General features: G+C 66.2%; 17 protein-coding genes. 15 read left to right on the top strand and 2 right to left on the bottom strand.

The genetic code is table 11. The features are described 5' to 3' along the window. Positions 1-19 precede the first annotated feature (19 nt). Positions 20-877, bottom strand: coding sequence for an alpha/beta fold hydrolase (locus tag AU193_RS17095; protein ID WP_064423613.1), 858 nt, complete (start codon positions 875-877; stop codon positions 20-22). Between the two features lie 99 nt (positions 878-976). Here AU193_RS17095 and AU193_RS17090 point away from each other — a divergent pair, with 99 nt between their 5' ends. The 15 genes from AU193_RS17090 (at position 977) to AU193_RS17020 (ending at position 17,694) form a co-directional block, all read left to right on the top strand. After that, the gene (locus AU193_RS17090; RefSeq protein ID WP_253867891.1) at positions 977-1,591 is read left to right on the top strand and encodes a TetR/AcrR family transcriptional regulator; all 615 of its coding nucleotides are present in this window, start codon (positions 977-979) and stop codon (positions 1,589-1,591) included. 222 nt (positions 1,592-1,813) lie between these two features. Continuing rightward, positions 1,814-2,581, top strand: coding sequence for an ABC transporter permease (locus AU193_RS17085; protein WP_064423545.1), 768 nt, complete (start codon positions 1,814-1,816; stop codon positions 2,579-2,581). Beyond that, complete coding sequence (locus tag AU193_RS17080; RefSeq protein WP_064423544.1) at positions 2,578-3,432, top strand: ABC transporter permease; 855 nt, start codon at positions 2,578-2,580, stop codon at positions 3,430-3,432. The genes AU193_RS17085 and AU193_RS17080 overlap by 4 nt, the downstream gene beginning before the upstream one ends. A gap of 2 nt (positions 3,433-3,434) precedes the next feature. Continuing rightward, positions 3,435-4,895 carry an MCE family protein gene (locus AU193_RS17075; RefSeq protein ID WP_064423543.1) on the top strand — a complete coding sequence of 487 codons (1,461 nt, stop codon included), beginning with the start codon at positions 3,435-3,437 and terminating at the stop codon, positions 4,893-4,895. Between the two features lie 37 nt (positions 4,896-4,932). Beyond that, positions 4,933-5,964, top strand: coding sequence for a virulence factor Mce family protein (locus AU193_RS17070; RefSeq protein WP_064423611.1), 1,032 nt, complete (start codon positions 4,933-4,935; stop codon positions 5,962-5,964). Beyond that, the gene (locus tag AU193_RS17065; protein ID WP_064423610.1) at positions 5,961-7,313 is read left to right on the top strand and encodes an MCE family protein; all 1,353 of its coding nucleotides are present in this window, start codon (positions 5,961-5,963) and stop codon (positions 7,311-7,313) included. Before AU193_RS17070 ends, AU193_RS17065 begins: the two co-directional genes overlap by 4 nt. Further along, positions 7,310-8,650: a virulence factor Mce family protein gene (locus AU193_RS17060; RefSeq protein WP_064423542.1), complete on the top strand. Its 1,341-nt coding sequence runs from the start codon at positions 7,310-7,312 to the stop codon at positions 8,648-8,650. Before AU193_RS17065 ends, AU193_RS17060 begins: the two co-directional genes overlap by 4 nt. Then, a complete protein-coding gene (locus AU193_RS17055; protein WP_156425269.1) occupies positions 8,650-9,801 on the top strand; it encodes a virulence factor Mce family protein in 1,152 nt (383 codons plus the stop codon). Before AU193_RS17060 ends, AU193_RS17055 begins: the two co-directional genes overlap by 1 nt. Before the next feature lies 1 nt (position 9,802). Beyond that, entirely contained in the window at positions 9,803-11,302 is a 1,500-nt protein-coding gene (locus AU193_RS17050; RefSeq protein WP_064423540.1) for an MCE family protein, read from the top strand. 138 nt (positions 11,303-11,440) lie between these two features. Beyond that, a complete protein-coding gene (locus AU193_RS17045) occupies positions 11,441-12,139 on the top strand; it encodes a hypothetical protein (protein WP_064423539.1) in 699 nt (232 codons plus the stop codon). A 131-nt stretch (positions 12,140-12,270) separates the two neighbouring features. Next, positions 12,271-12,999 carry a hypothetical protein gene (locus tag AU193_RS23650; protein WP_371259233.1) on the top strand — a complete coding sequence of 243 codons (729 nt, stop codon included), beginning with the start codon at positions 12,271-12,273 and terminating at the stop codon, positions 12,997-12,999. A gap of 8 nt (positions 13,000-13,007) precedes the next feature. Then, positions 13,008-13,916: an alpha/beta fold hydrolase gene (locus AU193_RS17035; protein ID WP_064423538.1), complete on the top strand. Its 909-nt coding sequence runs from the start codon at positions 13,008-13,010 to the stop codon at positions 13,914-13,916. Positions 13,917-13,925: 9 nt separating this feature from the next. After that, positions 13,926-15,185 carry a hypothetical protein gene (locus AU193_RS17030; protein WP_064423537.1) on the top strand — a complete coding sequence of 420 codons (1,260 nt, stop codon included), beginning with the start codon at positions 13,926-13,928 and terminating at the stop codon, positions 15,183-15,185. 109 nt (positions 15,186-15,294) lie between these two features. After that, on the top strand, positions 15,295-15,816 hold the full coding sequence (locus tag AU193_RS17025; protein ID WP_064406646.1) for a DoxX family protein: 522 nt from the start codon (positions 15,295-15,297) through the stop codon (positions 15,814-15,816). A 135-nt stretch (positions 15,817-15,951) separates the two neighbouring features. Then, positions 15,952-17,694: a DUF3556 domain-containing protein gene (locus AU193_RS17020; RefSeq protein WP_064423536.1), complete on the top strand. Its 1,743-nt coding sequence runs from the start codon at positions 15,952-15,954 to the stop codon at positions 17,692-17,694. Here AU193_RS17020 and AU193_RS17015 read toward each other — a convergent pair. Beyond that, positions 17,691-18,482, bottom strand: a complete 792-nt coding sequence (locus tag AU193_RS17015) for a FadR/GntR family transcriptional regulator (RefSeq protein ID WP_064423535.1) — start codon at positions 18,480-18,482, stop codon at positions 17,691-17,693. The two genes, AU193_RS17020 and AU193_RS17015, sit on opposite strands and share 4 nt — an antisense overlap. Between the last annotated feature and the right edge of the window lie 35 nt (positions 18,483-18,517).

Below are 18,517 nucleotides of genomic sequence, written 5' to 3'. Positions count from 1 at the left end.
AGTTTCGGCGGTCTGCCGATCACCGGCTGACGAATCGCACCACGGCTTCGGAGAACGCGTCGTTGTCGTCACCGGCGGCGGTGTGCCCGGCATCGGAGAGCTCGACGAATTCCGCCCGGGGCACCTTGTCCAGGAAGTCCTTCACCCCTGCGGTGCTGACCACGTCGGAGAGTTTCCCACGGATCAACAGGATCGGGATGGTCAAGCTCATCACTGCCTGCTCGAGCTTCTCCTCGCGGACGAACCGGTCGTCCACCGGCGCGGTGAGAAACGCCGGATCCCAATGCCAGAACCATCGCCCGTCGCGCCGCCGCAGGTTCTTCTTCAAACCGTCGGGGTTGCGCGGCCGCCTCCGGTGCGGCAGGTACGCGGCGACCGCGTCCGCCGCCTCGTCGAGGGACTCGAATCCGTCTATGCCGCTGGCCATGAACTCGCGGATGCGGGCGCTGCCGTCCTTCTCGTACCGCGGCACCACGTCGACGAGCACGAGCTTGGTCACCGTCTCCGGTCCGGCAGCGGCCGCGGCCAGCATGCCCGTCATCCCGCCCATGCTCGCGCCGATCAAGGCCACCGGACGCCCGATCTGCTCTGTGACCGCAAGCGTGTCAGCGCTCAACGCGTCGACGGTGTAGTTGGCGTTCGGCGCCCGGTCACTGTCGCCGTGGCCCCGGCTGTCCAGCGCGACGACGTGCAGCCCCAGAGCGGCCAGGACGTGTCCGGTCTGCTTCCACGAATGGCGGTTCTGCCCGCCCCCGTGCAGGAGCAGAACGGATGGCCGGTCCGTTTGCGCGCCACGGTTCCACTCGTCGGCCACCAGGGTGATGTCCTCAGAGCCGCGGAACTCAACGGTCTGCGGTTCGCTGTCAGTCGCGCTCACGGCCGTCCTTTCCGGCTCGCCCCGGTGGCTCACGTTACCCACCGGGAAAATTTGCCGATCCCGGTGTCCTTGATGAGAGCGTCAATATACTTTCCGCTCGTGCCGCCCGAGTTTGCCTCCCGTGACCGTGAGCGCATCATCGAGGCTGCTTACGCGTGTTTGTCCCAACCGCACACGGGTCCCGTTCCGGTCGCCGCGATCCTGCAGCGCGCGGAAGTCTCGACGCGCGCCTTCTACCGTCACTTCGAAACGAAGGACGAGCTGTTCCTTGCCATGCTCCGCGAGGAGACCGACGCGCTGGCCCGGCGGCTCGACCGTGTCGTCGAGGAGAAGTCGGGTGTGCCCGCCGAGCAACTCGAAGCCTGGATCGAGGGCATGTTCGGGCTGATTTACGACGAAGAGACCCGGATGCACTTCACCGTCATCGATTCCGACGAGGTCCGCGCCGCCAAAGGCTATCGCGAGACGCGCGAGAAGGCCCACGCCGACCGCGAGCGCTCACTGGTCGAGATCCTGCGTCGCGGCCGCGACGACGGTTCATTCCCGCTGGCGAACCCCGAGCAGGACGCTGTCGCCATCAACGCGATCATCAGTCGAGTCTTGATCAGCCAGACCTTCGACGACCACGACGGTCTGCGGCTGGCCAAGGCCCGCATTCTCGACTTCGCGCTACGCGCCCTGGGTGCTAAGCAGTGCGTCGTCGAAGAGCGATGATCTCCCCCAAGCCACGCCGGTGGCGTCTGTAGTGGGGAAACGGACCCGCGCGACGTGGGCGGTTGCTGAACCGCAAAATACCGATATACGGTTCCCGGACGTCCGGCCGTGTGTAACCTGTGCGCCACAGCCATCACGGGCGCGGGTTGTTGGTGTCAGGGAAGGTCGGCGGGCTATGGCAGTGCGAATAGCAGTGCGAAGCGCGCGTGTGGGAGCCGAGTGATGGTCGCTGTCAATGCAATTGCGAAGCCCGTGCGCGCTTTCGGCGGCTTTTACTCCATGGCGCTCGACACCTTCGTGTGGATGTTCAGGCCTCCTTTCGCGTGGCGCGAGTTCATCTCTCAGGCGTGGTTCGTCGCACGGGTGTCGATACTGCCGACCCTGATGCTGACCATCCCGTATACGGTGTTGTTGACCTTCACGTTCAACATCCTGTTGGTGGAGTTCGGGGCCGCCGACTTCTCCGGCACCGGTGCGGCGCTCGGGACCGTGCGCCAGATCGGGCCGATCGTGACGGTGCTGGTGGTGGCGGGCGCAGGCGCCACCGCCATGTGTGCCGACCTCGGCGCACGTACCATCCGTGAGGAGCTCGATGCGCTGCGGGTGATGGGCGTCAATCCCATTCAGGCGTTGGTTGTTCCACGCGTGTTGGCCGCCACCTTGGTGTCGCTCGCGTTGTCCGCGACCGTGATCCTCGTCGGACTGGCCGGCGCCTATTTCTTCGTGGTCTACATCCAGAACGTCTCACCGGGAGCGTTCGCCGCCGGTCTCACGCTGCTCATCGGAACCACCGATGTCATCATCGCGTTGCTCAAGGCCGCGCTGTTCGGCTTGTCCGCGGGCCTGATCGCTTGCTACAAGGGCATTTCCGTTGGCGGGGGGCCGGCGGGTGTCGGCAACGCGGTCAACGAAACCGTGGTCTTCACGTTCATGGCGCTGTTCGCGATCAACATCGTCGCGACCGCGGTCGCGGTGAAGGTGACGATGTGACTGTATCGAGGCCACATTCCCAGTTCCCCTGGCTGAAAGCCCGGTTCAAGAGCGTAGCCGACCCCTGGAACCGCGTCGGGATGCAAGCCAAGTTCTTCGGCCGCACCCTGAGTTCGATCCGCTACACGCTCGTTCATTATCAGGTCGAGCTGATCCGGATCATCGCTCAAATGGGCCTAGGCGCTGGGGCGCTGATCATCATCGGCGGCACGGTGGCGATCGTCGGCTTCCTCACCGTGACGACCGGCGCCCTGGTGGCGGTGCAGGGTTACACCGACTTCTCCGAGATCGGTGTCGAGGCGCTGACCGGTTTCGCGTCGGCGTTCTTCAATGTTCGGCTGATCGCGCCGGCCACTACGGCGGTGGCGTTGTCTGCCACCATCGGCGCCGGCGCCACCGCGCAGCTGGGGGCCATGCGGATCAATGAGGAGGTCGATGCGCTCGAGGTGATGGGTATTCGAAGCGTCGCCTATCTCGCCTCGACACGCGTGGTTGCCGGTTTCCTTGTGGTGATCCCGCTGTATTGCGTCGGCGTGATCGCCGCGTTCTGGGCGGCACGGTTCGGCACCACCGTGCTCTACGGTCAGTCGACGGGTGTGTACGACCATTACTTCAGGACGTTCCTCAACCCCACCGACCTGATGTGGTCGTTCGGTCAAACCATTGCGCTGTCTGTGATGATCATGCTCGTGCACACCTACTACGGCTACACCGCGCGAGGGGGCCCCGCGGGCGTCGGTGAGGCCGTCGGGCGGGCGGTGCGCACCTCGCTGATCGTCTCGGCTTTCGTGCTGGTGATGCTCTCGCTCGCGGTCTACGGTCAATCCGGCAACTTCAACCTGGCCGGCTGACCATGGACGTTGAAGACGAAGGCCTGCACCCCGCGTGGTGGACGCTGATTCTCGTGGTGGTCGTCGCCGCCGCCATCTGGTTGACGTATGCCCTGTTCGTCGGTGCCTTCAGGTCGACGGAGACGGTCACCCTGACGTCTGACCGCGCGGGTCTGGTGATGGAAACCGACGCCAAGGTCAAGTTGCGCGGCGTGCAGGTCGGGCGGGTCTCCGCAATCCAGGGCGGCAGCACGCCGGTGGCGTTGAAGCTCGAGATCGACAAGGACAAGATCGAGTTCATCCCGTCGAACGTCGAGGCGCAGATCCGGGCGACGACGGTGTTCGGCGCCAAGTTCGTCGATCTGATCTATCCGAACGATCCCACTTCCCAGCGACTCGCCGCGGGTCAGGTGATCCAGTCGCGCAACGTCACCGTCGAAGCCAACACGGTGTTCCAGAACATCGTCGACGTTCTCGAACAAGTCGATCCCGCCAAGCTCAACAGCACCTTGTACGCGCTGGCCGAGGGTGTCCGAGGTCAGGGCGAGCTGATCGGTCAGGCCACCACCGACGCGAATCAGGTTCTGCTGGAACTCAATCCGCGCAACGAGACGATCACCCAGGACCTGCGCGCGGTCAGGGATTTCAGCGACACGTACAGCGCCGCGGCGCAAGACATCCTGAGCACGCTCGATGCACTCAGCACCACGAGCACGACGATCACCGCCCAGGCCAGCCAATTGGACGCGCTGCTGTTGGCCACCATCGGGCTTTCCAACAGCGGGATCAACCTGCTCGCGCCGAACCAGGCGAACCTGATCAAGGCCATCAACGTGCTCGAGCCGACGACGAACCTGCTGCACAAATACAGCCCGGAGTACACCTGCCTGCTGACCGGCGCGAAGACTCTGCTGGACACCGGCGGGTACGACGGGCCGGGAGGTAACGGCCGGACGCTGGTGCTGGACGTGGCGCTGGGGGTCGGCGACGACCCGTACCGGTACCCCAATCACCTGCCGATCGTCGGCGCCAAGGGAGGGCCGGGCGGCAAACCCAGTTGCGGTTCGCTACCCGACGTCGCGCAGAACTGGCCGGTGCGCAATCTCGTCACGAACACCGGGTTCGGCACCGGACTGGACTGGCGGCCCAACCCCGGCATCGGCTTCCCCGGGTACGCCAACTATCTGCCGACGACCCGCGCCGTGCCCGAACCGCCGAGCGTGCGCAACCTGTTCGGCGGACCCGCGATAGGTCCGATCCCGTACCCGGGAGCCCCGGCTTACGGTGCCGACCTGTACGCCGACGACGGCACCCCGCTGTGGCCGGGCCTTCCGGCCGCACCGCCGCCGATGGCGCCGCGAGATCCCGGCCCCACGCCGGGTTCGGAGCCGTTCATCGTCCATTCGCCCGCCCAGATGCAGCCCACGCCCCTGCGGCCGACACCGCTGCCGACCCCGGCCCGGCCGGGCCCCCCGTTCGGATGAACCACGACGCCATGAGAGGTGACCCGCCATGTCCAGCATGAACGCCAGGGTTCGACGAGACGCGGTGCGTCTCGCCGTCTTCCTGGCTGTGTGCCTGCTCGGCGTGTTCGGTCTGTTCGCGGTCTTCGGCGAGATGCGTTTCGGGGAGGCCACCAACAGTTATGTCGCCGAATTCACCAATGTCACCGGTTTGGAGAACGGTGACTTCGTGCGCATCGCCGGCGTCGAGGTCGGCAGCGTGGAAAAGGTTGCCATTCAACCCGATACCACCGCGCGGGTCGAGTTCAACGCGGACCAGTCGGTGGTGTTGACCGAAGGCAGCAGGGCGGTCATCCGATACGACGACCTCATCGGCGGTCGTTACCTCGCACTCGAGGAGGGCGTCGGCGGAGTCAAGAAGCTCGAGCCGGGCGGCACGATTCCCTTCGCCCGCACGTCTCCTGCGCTCGACCTCGACGCGCTGATCGGCGGCTTCCGGCCACTGTTCCGTGCGCTGGATCCAGACCAGGTCAACGCACTGTCGGGACAGCTGATCCAGGCGCTGCAGGGCCAGGGCGCGACCATCAACTCTTTCCTGTCCCAGACCGCCGCGCTGACAACGACTTTGGCGGACCGCGACCGGCTGATCGGGGACGTCATCGTCAACCTCAACGTGGTGCTGGGGTCCCTCGGTGACCAGAACGACCAGTTCGCGAAGGCCGTCGACGCGCTCACCGAACTGGTGGACACGCTGGCTGAGCGCAGACAGGACATCAGCAACGGGCTGGCGTACACCAACGAAGCGGCCGGAACCGTCGCGGACCTCTTGGCGCAGGCTCGTCCTCCGTTCACCAAGGCCATCCGGGAAACTGACCGCGCCGCGGGAATCGTGGTGGCCGACCACGAGTACTTCGACAACCTGCTGAACACGCTGCCGGATGCCCATCAAGCGCTTGCACGGCAGGGGCTTTACGGCGACTTCTTCAACTTCTATCTCTGCGACATCGTGCTCAAACTCAACGGCAAGGGCGGCCAGCCGGTGTACGTGAAAGTCGCCGGGCAGTCCACCGGGAGGTGTGCGCCGAGGTGAGGTCCTTCTCGGAACGGAATCAGACCGTCATCGGTGCCGTAGGGCTGGCGTTGACAGTCGGCATCGTGCTGGGGTCGCTGAACTACGACCGGCTGCCCTTCCTGCAGGGCAGCGAGTACTCGGCCTACTTCGCCGAGGTGGGCGGGCTGCAAGCCGGTAAGGCCGTGCGGGTTTCGGGATTCGAGGTCGGACAGGTCAAGTCCATCGAACTGGACGGACCGCGCGCCCTGGTGACGTTCACCGTCGACAGCGACATCCGGCTCGGTGATCGCACCGAGGCAGCGATCAAGACCGAGGGGCTGCTGGGCACGAAGATCCTCGAAGTCACCTCCCGCGGTGACGGTCGGCAGGAGGGCACCATCCCCCTGGATCGCACGACGTCGCCCTACGAGCTGCCGGATGCACTGGGGGAGCTGGCCACGACGATCAGTGGCTTGAACACCGACCAGTTGTCCGATTCGCTTCGGGTGTTGGCGGACACTTTCTCAGACACCCCGCCTGAGCTGCGGGTCGCGATCGAGGGCGTTGCGCGGTTCTCTGACACGCTGAATGAACGCGACGCGCAGTTGCGGGGTCTGCTCACCAACGCCGATAAGGCCACCACGGTGCTGGCCGAACGCAGCAACCAGATCGTGAGTTTGGTCGCCAATACCAACGCGCTGCTGGCCGAGCTCGAAAACCAAAGCGCCGCACTCGATGAGGTCTCGGGCAACATCTCGGCTCTCAGCGGACAGTTGCAGGGTTTCATCGGCGAGAATCGCGACACCCTTCGACCCGCCCTGGACAAGCTGAACGGCGTGCTGACGATCATCGACAATCGCAAGGAACGCCTGCAGAAGTCGCTTTCGTTGCTGACCGACTATGTGATGTCGCTGGGGGAATCGGTTTCGGGCGGCCCGTTCTTCAAGAACTACGTCGCGAATCTGCTGCCGGGACAGTTCCTGCAGCCCTTCATCGATGCCGCGTTCTCCGACCTCGGCCTGGATCCCAACGTGAAGCTGCCGTCAGAACTCAGCGACCCACAGGTCGGGCAGCCGGGGACACCGGCGCTGCCCGTGCCCTTCCCGCGGACGGGTCAGGGCGGCGAGCCGCGGCTGACGGTCCCGGACGCCATCACCGGCAATCCCGGCGACCGGGCGTGCGGATTGCCCGGCCTGCCGTTGCCGGGACCCGGTTGCTATCCGTACCGCGAGCCGCCCCCGGCCCCGCCACCCGGCGGGCCGCCGCCCGGGCCGCCCGCGGAGGCCCCGCCGGGTCTGCAGTCGACCCCGGACCCGACACCGTCTCCCGTCGCGGTGCCCGCTCCGGGTGGGGTGGCCCACCTTTCACCCGCGGAGGCCGGACGATGACGCGCGCCGCCCGCAACATGTTGGCCGTTGCGTTGATCGTGATACTCGCCGGCGGGGCAATTGTGCTGCTGCGCAACACCGGAGCGATCAACCGCACACACGTCGTCGCCTACTTCGACAACGCCAACGGCATCTATCCCGGTGACGACGTCAACATCGTCGGCGTTCCCGTGGGCAAGATCGAGTCCATCGAACCGCAGCCCGACCGGGTCAAGATCTCGTTCTGGTACGACAGCAAGTACAAGGTGCCGGCCGACGCCAAGGCCGCGATTCTGTCACCGACGTTGGTGACCGCGCGCAGCATCCAACTGGTCCCGCCCTACACCGGCGGACCGGTGATGGGCGACGACACGGTGATCCCGCAGTCGCGCACCGCCGTTCCGGTGGAGTGGGACGAGGTCCGGCAACAGTTGCAGAAGCTCACCGAGACGCTGCAGCCGACCGAGCCGGGGGACGTGAGCCCGTTGGGGTCGGTCATCAACACCACTGCCGACAACCTGCGTGGCGAAGGCGCCAACATCCGTGACACCGTCATCAAGCTGTCGCAGGCGGTGACAGCCCTGGGCGATCACAGCACCGACATCTTCTCCACGGTCAAGAATCTGGCGATCCTGGTCTCGGCGCTGCAGGACAGCACCGACGTGATGCGCCAGCTCAACCAGAACCTCGCGACCGTGACCGGACTGCTCGCCAACGATCCCAACGAGGTCGCCGACGCGCTGCGCGACCTCAACAACGTCGTCGGGGAAGTCCAGACGTTCGTCGCCGACAACCGCGAAGCGCTGGGCACCACATCGGACAAGTTGGCCGGGGTGACCCAGGCGCTGACCGACAGCCTCGCCGACGTCAAGCAGTTCCTGCACGTGGCGCCCAACACGCTGCAGAACTACGTCAACATCTGGCAGCCGGCTCAGGGCGCGGTGAGCAGCTTGCCGATGCTCAACAACTTCGCCAATCCGATCTCGTTCCTGTGCGGCAGCATTCAGGCCGCGTCCCGGCTGAACGCCGAGCAGTCGGCGAAGCTGTGCGTGCAGTACCTGGCGCCGATCCTGAAGAACCGCCAGTACAACTTCCTGCCCATCATGCAGAACGTCTTCGTCGGTGCCACGACGCGTCCGAACGAGCTGACCTACAGCGAGGACTGGCTGCGTCCGGATTACATTCCGCCGCAACCTGTTCCGGCAGCGCCACCGTCGTCGGCCGCCGGTCCACCGCCGCCGGCGGCTTCGGCACCGCCGCCACCCGCGGGTCCGCCATTGGCGGCGGAGGCGCCGGTCTCCACGAATCCGGTCGATGGCCTGCACGGGCTGATGGTGCCCCAGGGGGTCGGGCCATGATGCGGCGCAGGCTGTTTCGCAGAGTGGCGGTGGCGGCGGTATCCGCGGCACTGCTGTCGGGCTGTTCGGACTGGCAGGGGTTGAACTCGCTGCCGTTGCCGGGCGTCCAGGGCACCGGCCCGGGGGCGTTCACGATTCAGGCGCAGATGCCCGACGTGGACAACATCGAGCCGAATTCCCGTGTCCGGGTTGCCGATGTGAACGTCGGCACCGTGCGGAAAATCGAGCGTCAAGACTGGCACGCGCTGGTGACGATGGAACTCAACGGTGACGTCGAACTGCCCGCGAACGCGACGGCCAAGCTCGGGCTGACAAGCCTGCTGGGGTCCTTGCACATCGAGTTGGCCCCGCCGACCGACGCGCCGCCGGTGGGCAAGCTGAAAGAAGGCTCACTGATTCCGCTGGAGTCGTCGAGCGCTTATCCGAGCACCGAACAGGCGTTGGCCTCGGTTGCGCTGCTGCTCAACGGCGGCGGGATCGGCAACATCCACGACATCACCGAGGCGCTCAGTGTCGCGTTCACCGGCCGCGAGAACGACTTGCGCAGCCTCATCGAACAGCTCGACATCGCGATCGGTCACCTTGATGACCAGAAGCAGGACATCATCGAGGCCACCGAGAGTCTGAACAATCTGATAGGGCAGATCGCCGAGCAGAAGCCGGTCTTGGACAGGGCATTACGAACCATTCCCGACGCCCTGGCCGTGCTGCGGGATCAGCGGCAGAACCTGGCCGAGGTGCTGACCCAGCTGGGTCGGTTCAGCGCGCTGGCCGCCGACTCGGTCAACCAGACGAAAGACGCTCTGGTGCAAGAGCTCAGGGACCTCGGCGTGGTGCTGGAGGAGCTGGCCGATGCGGGCCCCGCGTTGACCCGCGCGCTGAGCTTCCTGCCGACCTTCCCGTTCCCGAAGGAGACCTTGCTCAATTGGATGCGCGGCGACTACGCGAACCTGACGTTGGTGGTCGATTTGACGTTGAGCAGAATCGATTCGAGCTTCTTCACCGGAACGCGTTTCGAATGCAACCTGACCTGGTTGGAACTGCAGTGGGGACGCACCATCGGCCAGTTCCCCAGCCCGTGCAACCACCACGTGCCGCCACCGGGCGGCAACCCATTGGTCGCTCCGTATCGCTGGGATCAGGGGCCGTAGCATGCGAATGACCCGGCAGATTCTCATCCAGATGGCGATCTTCTCCGTCATCGCGACACTCGCGTTGGGCATCATGGTCTTCGGATACATGCGGCTGCCCAGCCTGCTCGGTGTCGGGCAGTACCGCGTCACGGTCGAATTGCCGGAGACGGGCGGACTGTATCCGCGGGGCAACGTCACCTACCGCGGCGTGCAGGTCGGCGAAGTGAAAAGCGTCGACCTCACGAACAGGGGAGTCGAAGCGGTGCTGTCGCTGGACTCCGATATTCCGATCCCCGCCGACCTCGAAGCCGAGGTGCACAGCGTGTCCGCCGTCGGTGAGCAGTACGTCCAGTTGCTCCCTCGCAGCGGCGAAGGCCCGCGGCTCGAGGACGGCGACGTGATTCCGTTGAGTCGCACAAGGGTTCCGACCGATATCAATACGGTCCTCAACGAAACGGCTAGCGGCCTTCAGGCGATTCCTCAGGAGAATTTGAGGACCGTCGTCGACGAGGCCTACACCGCGGTGGGCGGACTCGGACCCGAGCTGCGCCGGTTGGTCAACGGGAGCGCCACGCTGGCCGTCGACGCCCGCAAGAACCTCGACCCGTTGCTGACGCTGATCGACCAGTCCAAGCCGATACTCGACACCCAGACCGACACTGCCGGCTCCATTCAGGCGTGGGCGGCGAACCTGGCGAGCATCAGCGGCCAACTGCAGAGCCAGGATCCGGCGGTGTCGGGAATTCTGGCCAAGGGGCCGGGGGCCGCCGACGAGGTGCGCGCCCTGTTCGAACGGCTGCAGCCGACCCTGCCGATCGTGCTGGCCAACCTGGTCAGCATCGGGGAGGTCGCGCTGGCCTACCAGCCGAGCCTCGAGCAGCTGCTGGTGTTGTTACCGCAGGGCACCGCCGTCACGCAGGCCGTGGGTGTGCACAAGCGCAACACCAAGCAGGACTACATGGGCGATTCGCTCATCTTCAACCTCAATGCGATCCTGCCCGCGTTTCCCGCGCCGCTTCCCCTGCCGCCGCAGAACCTGCCGCCGCCGTGCACGACCGGGTTCCTGCCCGCTCAGCAGCAGCGCGTGCCCGTCTTCGAGGACTACCCCGACCGGCCGAACGGGGACCTGTACTGCCGCACACCGCAGGACGCGCCGTTCAACGTCCGCGGCGCCCGCAACCTGCCGTGTGTCACCGTGCCGGGCAAGCGGGCACCGACGTGGCAGATGTGCGAAAGCGACGAGCAGTACGTGCCGCTCAACGACGGCTACAACTGGAAGGGCGATCCGAATGCGACGTTGTCCGGGCAGCCCATCCCGCATGTGCCGCCGGATATCCCTGTCGCGGTGACGCTTCCTCCGCCGGGAACGCCGCCGTTGCCCGTCGCGGCCGCCGAATACGACCCCGCGTCCGGTGAGTACGTCGGACCGGACGGCAAGGTCTACACCCAGTCCAACCTGGCCAACGGTGCGGCGGGGGAGCGCCCGTGGCAGTCGATGCTCGTCCCGCCGGGGAGCTGACGCTGAACTTGGCGCCTTGACACCGACAACGGACGGTGCCGTTTCGTGGGCAGCCTCCGACGCTATGGTGTCGGACACGTAGGTTGAAGCCGACCTGTACCGACCCCGACTTGGCCCGCGGGCCGCAGAGGAACCTAGATGGCAGACGAGACCACTCCCGACAAGGACGTGAGCGGGTCGACGCCCGACGCAGAAGCCAATCCCGAGAGTGCCGAGTCGACGACACCGGCTGCCGAGACCACAGAGGATGCCGGCGACGTCCAGGAGTACGACACCGCCAAGACCGCCGACACCGCCAAGACCGCCGACACCGCCGACGGTGACGCGGAATCCACCCCGCCCAAGCCGCCGATGTCGCACGTGCGGCTGGCGACGATCGTCGGCCTGGTGGTCGTGGTGGCCCTCGCGGCGCTGACCGGATGGCTCGGATACCGGGCGTACGAGTCGCGGCAAACCGAGGATCTGCGCAACCTGTACCTGCAGGTCGGCCGGCAGGGCGCGCTGAACCTGACGACGATCAGCCACGAGCACGCCGAGCAGGATGTGCAGCGTGTGCTGGAATCGTCGACCGGAACGTTCTACGACGACTTCCAGGCCCGTGCGCAACCGTTCATCGAGGTGGTCAAGCAGGCGCAGTCCAAGTCGGAGGGCAGGATCTCGGAGGCGGGAATCGAGTCGTTCACCGACAACGAGGCCAGGGTGCTGGTGGCGGTGACCGTCAACACGACCAATGCCGGCGCACCCGAGCAGCAGCCGCGGTCCTGGCGGATGAGGATCACGGTGCAGAAGACCGGCGACGACGAGGCCAAGATCTCGAATGTGGAGTTCGTACCGTGAGCAATAGACATCGACTTCCGAGGCGCAAGCGCGACAACAACGCCCCCGACAAGTCCGCCGAGAAGGGCACGGAGTCGGCATCCGAGGCGGTCGAGGTGACGGAACCGACGGCCGAGACGACGGCCGCCCCCGTGGAGACGACCAAGTCCACGGAGACGACCGAATCCACCTCGGCGGCCGCGGAGGCGACCGCACCCGCGGCGGCCTCTGCATCCGCGACGACCTCCGAGGCGGCAACGACTGATGCGGCGACGACTGAAGCGGCGACGACCGAGCCGGCAGCGCCGACCGAGCCGGCAGCGCCGACCGAGCCGGCGACGTCCGAATCGGCGACGTCCGAGCCGGCAGCGCCGACCGAGTCCGCCAGCGGGCGAGGCATCAACTGGGCGCGCGTCTTCGCCTTCGGCGTGCTGCCCGCATTGGTCCTCTTGCTGGCAGGCGGAGCGGGTTATTTGAAGTGGGTCGACAACTCCGTGCGCAACGCGGATGCGGTGCGGTCCGAATCGGTCCAGGTCGCCAAGGACAGCACCGTGGCGATGCTGTCGTACAAGCCCGACACCGTCGAACAGCAACTCAACGATGCCCGCAACCTGCTGACCGGCGAGTTCCAGGAGTCCTACACCGGGCTGATCAACGACGTGGTGATTCCCGGCGCGAAGCAGAAGCAGATCTCCGCGGTGGCCTCCGTGCCGGCGGCCGCATCCGTGTCGGCCGATCCCGACGAGGCGGTGGTGCTGGTGTTCGTCAACCAGACCGTGGTCATGGGCCAGGACGCTCCGACGGATACCGCGTCGAGTGTGCGGGTGACGTTGGAGAAGATCGACGGCCGCTGGCTCATCTCGAAGTTCGACCCGGTGTAGGGGCCGTAGTGGCCGAACCCGAACTCTTCGACGTCGAGACGCCGGGTGCGCGGCTGCGCGCTTTCAGTTGGGGCACCGTCGGCGCGCCGATTGCGTTGTGTCTGCACGGTTTTCCTGACACTGCGCATGGATGGCGCAAGGTTGCACCGCGATTGGCCGATGCGGGATGGCGGGTGGTGGCGCCGTTCATGCGGGGGTATGCACCGTCGTCGACCGCCTCGGACGGCAGTTACCACGTCGGGGCGCTGATGGACGATGCGCTGCGGGTGCTCGACGCGGCCGGGCCGACGGGGCGCGACGTGTTCGTCGGGCATGACTGGGGAGCGATCGCCGGTGCCGGGCTCGCCGCGATGCCCGACAGCCCCTTCGCGAAGGCCGTGATCATGTCGGTGCCACCACCGGCATCGTTCCGGCCGCTGGGCCGGGTGCCCGATGCTGCCCGGCTGGCCGCGCAAGTGCCCCGTCAGCTGTTGCGCAGCTGGTACATCATGTACTTCCAATTACCCGGAGTGCCTGAGCGATCCGCGTCCTGGGTGGTGCCCCGCCTGTGGCGCCAGTGGTCGCCGGGTTACGACGCCACGGAGGACGTCGCTCACGTCCTCGACGCGATCGGCGCGCCCGAGAACTGGCGCGCCGCGCTCGGGTACTACCGGGCCGCCGTGCGCAACAGCAGACCACCCGCGCAGTACGCCGAACTGCACCGGCATTGGCTGTCGGCGCCGCAGCTGCCGACGCTGTACTTGCACGGCACCGACGATGGTTGTGCCTCAGTCGATTACGCGCGGTGGGTGGAGCGGGTTCTGCCGGAGGGTAGCGAGGTCGCCACCGTCGAGCGGGCGGGTCACTTTCTGCAGCTGGAACAGCCCGAGGCCGTCGCCCGCCACATCGTCGACTTCATCGGCGAGGTGCGCGCTTAGCCTGGAGGCATGGGGCGGCGACTGGCTGCGACGGACGCGCAGACGTATTGGCTGTCGGCGAAAATCCCCAGCGATCAGTTTCTGCTCTACGGTTTCGCGGGAGCCGTTGACCTCGGCGCGGCGGTGGCGCAACTCGGCGACCGGGCGCGCGGATGCAGCGAGCTGCGCCTGCGGGTGCGTGACGGCAATCCGCTGACGTATCCGCGGTGGGTCACCGCGGACGTCTCGCCCAACCAGTTCGTCATGCACGCCGCGGGTAGCAGTCGGGCGGAATGCCTGGCGATGGTGGCGGGACTGGCCTCTGACCAACTCGACCCGCGGGTCATGGCGTGGCGGATGCACATCTTCCCGCGTGTGGAGAACCTTCCCGGAGCGGCACTCGGCACCGTTGCCGTGGTCCAGGTGGCACACGCGCTCGGGGACGGTATGCGGTCGTCGGCGTCGGCCGCGTGGTTGTTCGGGCGGCCAGCGCCGGTCCCGAGTGTCCCGGCGCCCGAACCATTTCCGGGCCTGAAATTGCCATGGCGCGGTTATGCGGCTGCCCGGGCTCACCGCGGGCTCGTGCGCGATACCTCGACCGGATCGGTTCCGCCGCCGGCGCAATCGCGTCCTGCGCTGCGGAGCAATGCTCGGCCGGAAGGGTTGCGCAGCATTCGGATAGTGGTCATGCGGCGGTCGGAGATTCGGGGGCCTACGGTGACGGTGGGTGTATTGGCCGCGATATCGGAGGCGTTGGCCGGACACTTGCGGGAATTCGGTGACGACGCGTCGCTGCTGGGTGCCGAAGTGCCTATGGCGAAAACGGGCGAGCGACGCGCGCACAACCATTTCGGCAATGTGGGTGTGGGCCTCTATCCGGATCTGCCGTTCGCTGCGCGTACCGGGCGCATCGCCGACGACCTTGAACAACGGCGTCGTCGGGCGGCACATCCCGCGATGGTTGCGGCCAACCGAGCGTCGGCTTCGGTACCCGCTGCGTTATTGCGTTGGGGCGTCGAGCAGTTCGACCCGACACTGCGTTCCCCGACGGTCATAGGGAACACCGTCGTCTCGAGTGTGAACCGCGCATCCGCCGACCTGCGCTTCGGAGACTCGCCCGTGGTGCTCACCGCCGGATTCCCGGCGCTCTCTCCGATGATGGGCGTGACGCACGGCGTACACGGCATCGGAGACACCATTGCCGTCAGCGTGCATGCGGCCGAGTCGGCGATCGGCGACATCGACTCCTATGTCCAGAGGTTGGAAACCGAACTTCGGCGCCCAAACTGAGGTTGTGCTCGAGTTCCGCCGCGATATCGATCACAACTTCAGATTCGACGCCAGCCACTTACGGAAGGGGGCTGGGCAGCGGCTTAACAGATGGCCTAGATTTTGTTGCATGACTGCGTACGACGTCGGAGTGCTGATCCTGCGGGTGGTCCTGGGTCTGACCATGGCCGCCCACGGCTACAACAAGTTCTTCGGGCCCGGAGGCCTCAGCGGCACTGCCGGGTGGTTCGACAGCATGGGTATGAAGCCCGGCAAGTTCCATGCCCGAGTCGCCGCGACGACGGAGATGGCGGCCGGCATCGGTCTCGCGGTCGGCCTGCTGACCCCGATACCGGCCGCGGGCTTCGTGGCGCTCATGCTCGTCGCGGCCTGGACCGTGCACCGGCCGAACGGCTTCTTCATCGTCAAGGAGGGCTGGGAGTACAACCTCGTGCTCGCCGCCGCGGCCGTCGGCATCGCCACGATCGGCGCGGGCAAGCTCAGCCTCGACCATCTGCTGTTCAGTTCGACGAGCTTCTACGACCTGCTGCACGGCTGGTGGGGTCTGGTCATCTCGCTGGGTCTGGGCCTGCTCGGCGGCATCGGTCAGCTGGCGATCTTCTACCGGCCGCCGGCCAAGACCGACGCCTAACGACAGCCCACGCAGTTCGCGAACCGCACACCAGGGTCGCGAAACCTCGGCGATCGCGACCCTGGTGTAGTTTTCGCGAAGCGGACGTGAGTATCTGGAGCCGTATAGATAGAACACGTTCTAGTCTGTGTTGCCATGGGGTTTTTGAAGCAGGACGCGCCCGTCGTCGATTTCGAGGAGTGGAGTAAGGGCAGTCGCGCCGAGAAGATCGTGCCGATGGCCCGGCACTGGGCCGAGGTCGGGTTCGGGACGCCGGTCGTGCTGCACCTGTTCTACGTCGTCAAGATTCTGCTCTACATCCTCGGTGCCTGGCTGGTGGTGCTCACCACCACGGGAATCGACGGGTTCACCAACGTCACCTCCTGGTACAACGAGCCGATCGTCTTCGAAAAGGTCGTGCTGTACACGATGTTGTTCGAGGTCGTCGGCCTCGGCTGTGGCTTCGGACCACTGAACAACCGGTTCTTCCCGCCGATGGGTTCGATCCTGTACTGGTTGCGGCCGAACACCATCCGGCTGCCTCCGTGGCCGACCCGCATCCCGCTGACCAAAGGCGACACCCGCACACCGTTCGACGCCCTGCTCTACGGCGCACTCCTGGTCTTGCTCGTCGTGGCGCTGTTCTCCGACGGCACCGGACCGATACCCGAATTGGGGACGACGGTAGGCGTCCTGCCGGTGTGGCAGATCGCAGCGATCCTCGGCGTCCTCGCCGTGCTCGGCCTGCGCGACAAGGTGATCTTTCTGGCCGCGCGCGGCGAGGTGTACGCCTCGCTGGCGGTCTGCTTCCTGTTCGCCGGGCCCGACATCATCATCGCCGCCAAGCTGGTGTGCTTGACGATCTGGCTCGGCGCGGCGACGTCGAAGCTCAACAAGCACTTCCCGTTCGTCATCTCCACGATGATGAGCAACAACCCGGTGTTTCGGCCGAAGTGGATCAAACGCAGGTTCTTCGAACACTTTCCGGACGATCTGCGACCCGGGCGGGCGTCCCGGTGGCTGGCGCACTTCAGCACGGCCATCGAGGGATTGGTCCCGCTGGTGCTGTTCTTCTCCCACGGCGGCTGGCCGACCTACATCGCCGCGTTCGTGATGCTGGTCTTCCACTTCGGCATCCTGTCGTCGATCCCGATGGGTGTGCCGTTGGAGTGGAACGTCTTCATGATGTTCTCGGTGCTCGCGCTTTTCGTGGGACACGCTGGGATCGGCCTCGGCGACCTGCAGAGCCCGTGGCCGATCGTGTTGTTCGCCGTCGTCGCAGGCACCGTCGTGATGGGAAACCTGTTCCCGCGCAAGGTGTCCTTCCTGCCCGGCATGCGTTACTACGCCGGCAACTGGGACACCGGGTTGTGGTGTGTGAAACCGTCGGCCTCGGCGAAGATCGAGGAAAACGTCGTCTCGATCGCGAGCATGCCGCAGGCACAGATGGAGCGCTACTACGGCAGCCCGGAAACCGCGCAGATGTACCTCTACATGGGATACGCGTTCCGCGCGTTCAACACTCACGGCCGCGCGATGTTCACCCTCGCTCATCGGGCGATGGCCGGGCACAACGAGGACGACTATGTGTTGACCGACGGTGAGCGGATCTGCAGCACCGCGATCGGGTGGAACTTCGGCGACGGCCATATGCACAACGAACAGCTCATCGAGGCCCTGCAGAAGCGTTGCCAGTTCGAACCGGGCGAGGTCCGAGTGGTGCTGATCGACGGGCAACCGATCCACAAGCAGCGCCAGGAATACCGGTTGGTCGACGCGGCGACCGGCGAGTTCGAGCGCGGTTACTTCAAGGTCGCCGATGTGGTGACGCGGCAACCCTGGGACGACACCGTGCCCGTCCACGTGACGTGGCAGAAGGACAGGGCCGACGCTCCCTAACCCATGACGTCGCGGACCTTGACGTCCTCGAGTCCCTGCAGGAGCAATTCCCGGGCGGTGTCGAGGTGCTTGCGCCAATGCGCTTCGGCGGCCGCGCCGTCGCCGGATCGCAGGAGCTGCATCAACTTCCGGTACGAGCGCATCAACTTGTCGAAGTCGGCTCGGGAGACCGGTCGACGTTCCTTGAAGAGAAATGCGTTGTGGCGCACCGTGATCTCATGCAGCATCCCGGCGATGATGGACAGCGTCGCGTTGCCCGACAACTCGACAACGCGCCGGTGGAAGTCGCCCGTCGTCTCGGCCAGGGTGTCGTTCTGCCAGCCCGACGGCACGTGCTCTTCGAGCAGGCTGTCGAGCTCGTCGAACGCCCCGGCCGAACCGGACTCAGCGAGCAGCCGAACCGCCATCGGCTCGATCCCGGCGCGCGCCGTCATCAGGTCGGCGATCGTCGCGCCGCACAACTCGAGCAGCAAGCCGGCGGGGCGAGCGACGATCTCGGGGCCGGGTACGCGAACGCGGGCGCCGGTGCGCGAGCCGCGCCGCACCTCGACGAGGCGTTCGGATTCCAGGACCCTGACCGCTTCCCGCAGCGTCGGCCGGCTCACCCCGAAATGCGCCATCAGCTCGGCTTCGTTGGGCAGGAAGTCGCCGTCCTTGAGCTGGCCGTCGACCACCATCCGGCGCAGCGTGCCCGCGACGAGTTCGGCCGTCTTCGGGGACCGCACCGTCGTTCCGGCGCCGACGCCGTCCGGGCCGATCATCGGCGCCAACGGTGTACTTCGAGCCACTCCAACTCCCACGACGTTGCCGCTGACCAGGCGGC

The organism is Mycobacterium sp. GA-1285, assembly GCF_001499905.1.
Lineage (GTDB): Bacteria > Actinomycetota > Actinomycetes > Mycobacteriales > Mycobacteriaceae > Mycobacterium.
This window is presented reverse-complemented; position numbering and strand designations above follow the sequence as displayed.

Bases quoted from the DNA above. Each gene is read 5' to 3' on its own strand.
- AU193_RS17085 (WP_064423545.1), top strand. From the start codon at position 1,814: ATGGTCGCTGTCAATGCAATTGCGAAGCCCGTGCGCGCTTTCGGCGGC.
- AU193_RS17075 (WP_064423543.1), top strand. From the start codon at position 3,435: ATGGACGTTGAAGACGAAGGCCTGCACCCCGCGTGGTGGACGCTGATT.
- AU193_RS17070 (WP_064423611.1), top strand. From the start codon at position 4,933: ATGAACGCCAGGGTTCGACGAGACGCGGTGCGTCTCGCCGTCTTCCTG.
- AU193_RS17060 (WP_064423542.1), top strand. From the start codon at position 7,310: ATGACGCGCGCCGCCCGCAACATGTTGGCCGTTGCGTTGATCGTGATA.
- AU193_RS17055 (WP_156425269.1), top strand. From the start codon at position 8,650: ATGCGGCGCAGGCTGTTTCGCAGAGTGGCGGTGGCGGCGGTATCCGCG.
- AU193_RS17050 (WP_064423540.1), top strand. From the start codon at position 9,803: ATGCGAATGACCCGGCAGATTCTCATCCAGATGGCGATCTTCTCCGTC.
- AU193_RS17045 (WP_064423539.1), top strand. From the start codon at position 11,441: ATGGCAGACGAGACCACTCCCGACAAGGACGTGAGCGGGTCGACGCCC.
- AU193_RS17030 (WP_064423537.1), top strand. From the start codon at position 13,926: ATGGGGCGGCGACTGGCTGCGACGGACGCGCAGACGTATTGGCTGTCG.
- AU193_RS17025 (WP_064406646.1), top strand. From the start codon at position 15,295: ATGACTGCGTACGACGTCGGAGTGCTGATCCTGCGGGTGGTCCTGGGT.
- AU193_RS17020 (WP_064423536.1), top strand. From the start codon at position 15,952: ATGGGGTTTTTGAAGCAGGACGCGCCCGTCGTCGATTTCGAGGAGTGG.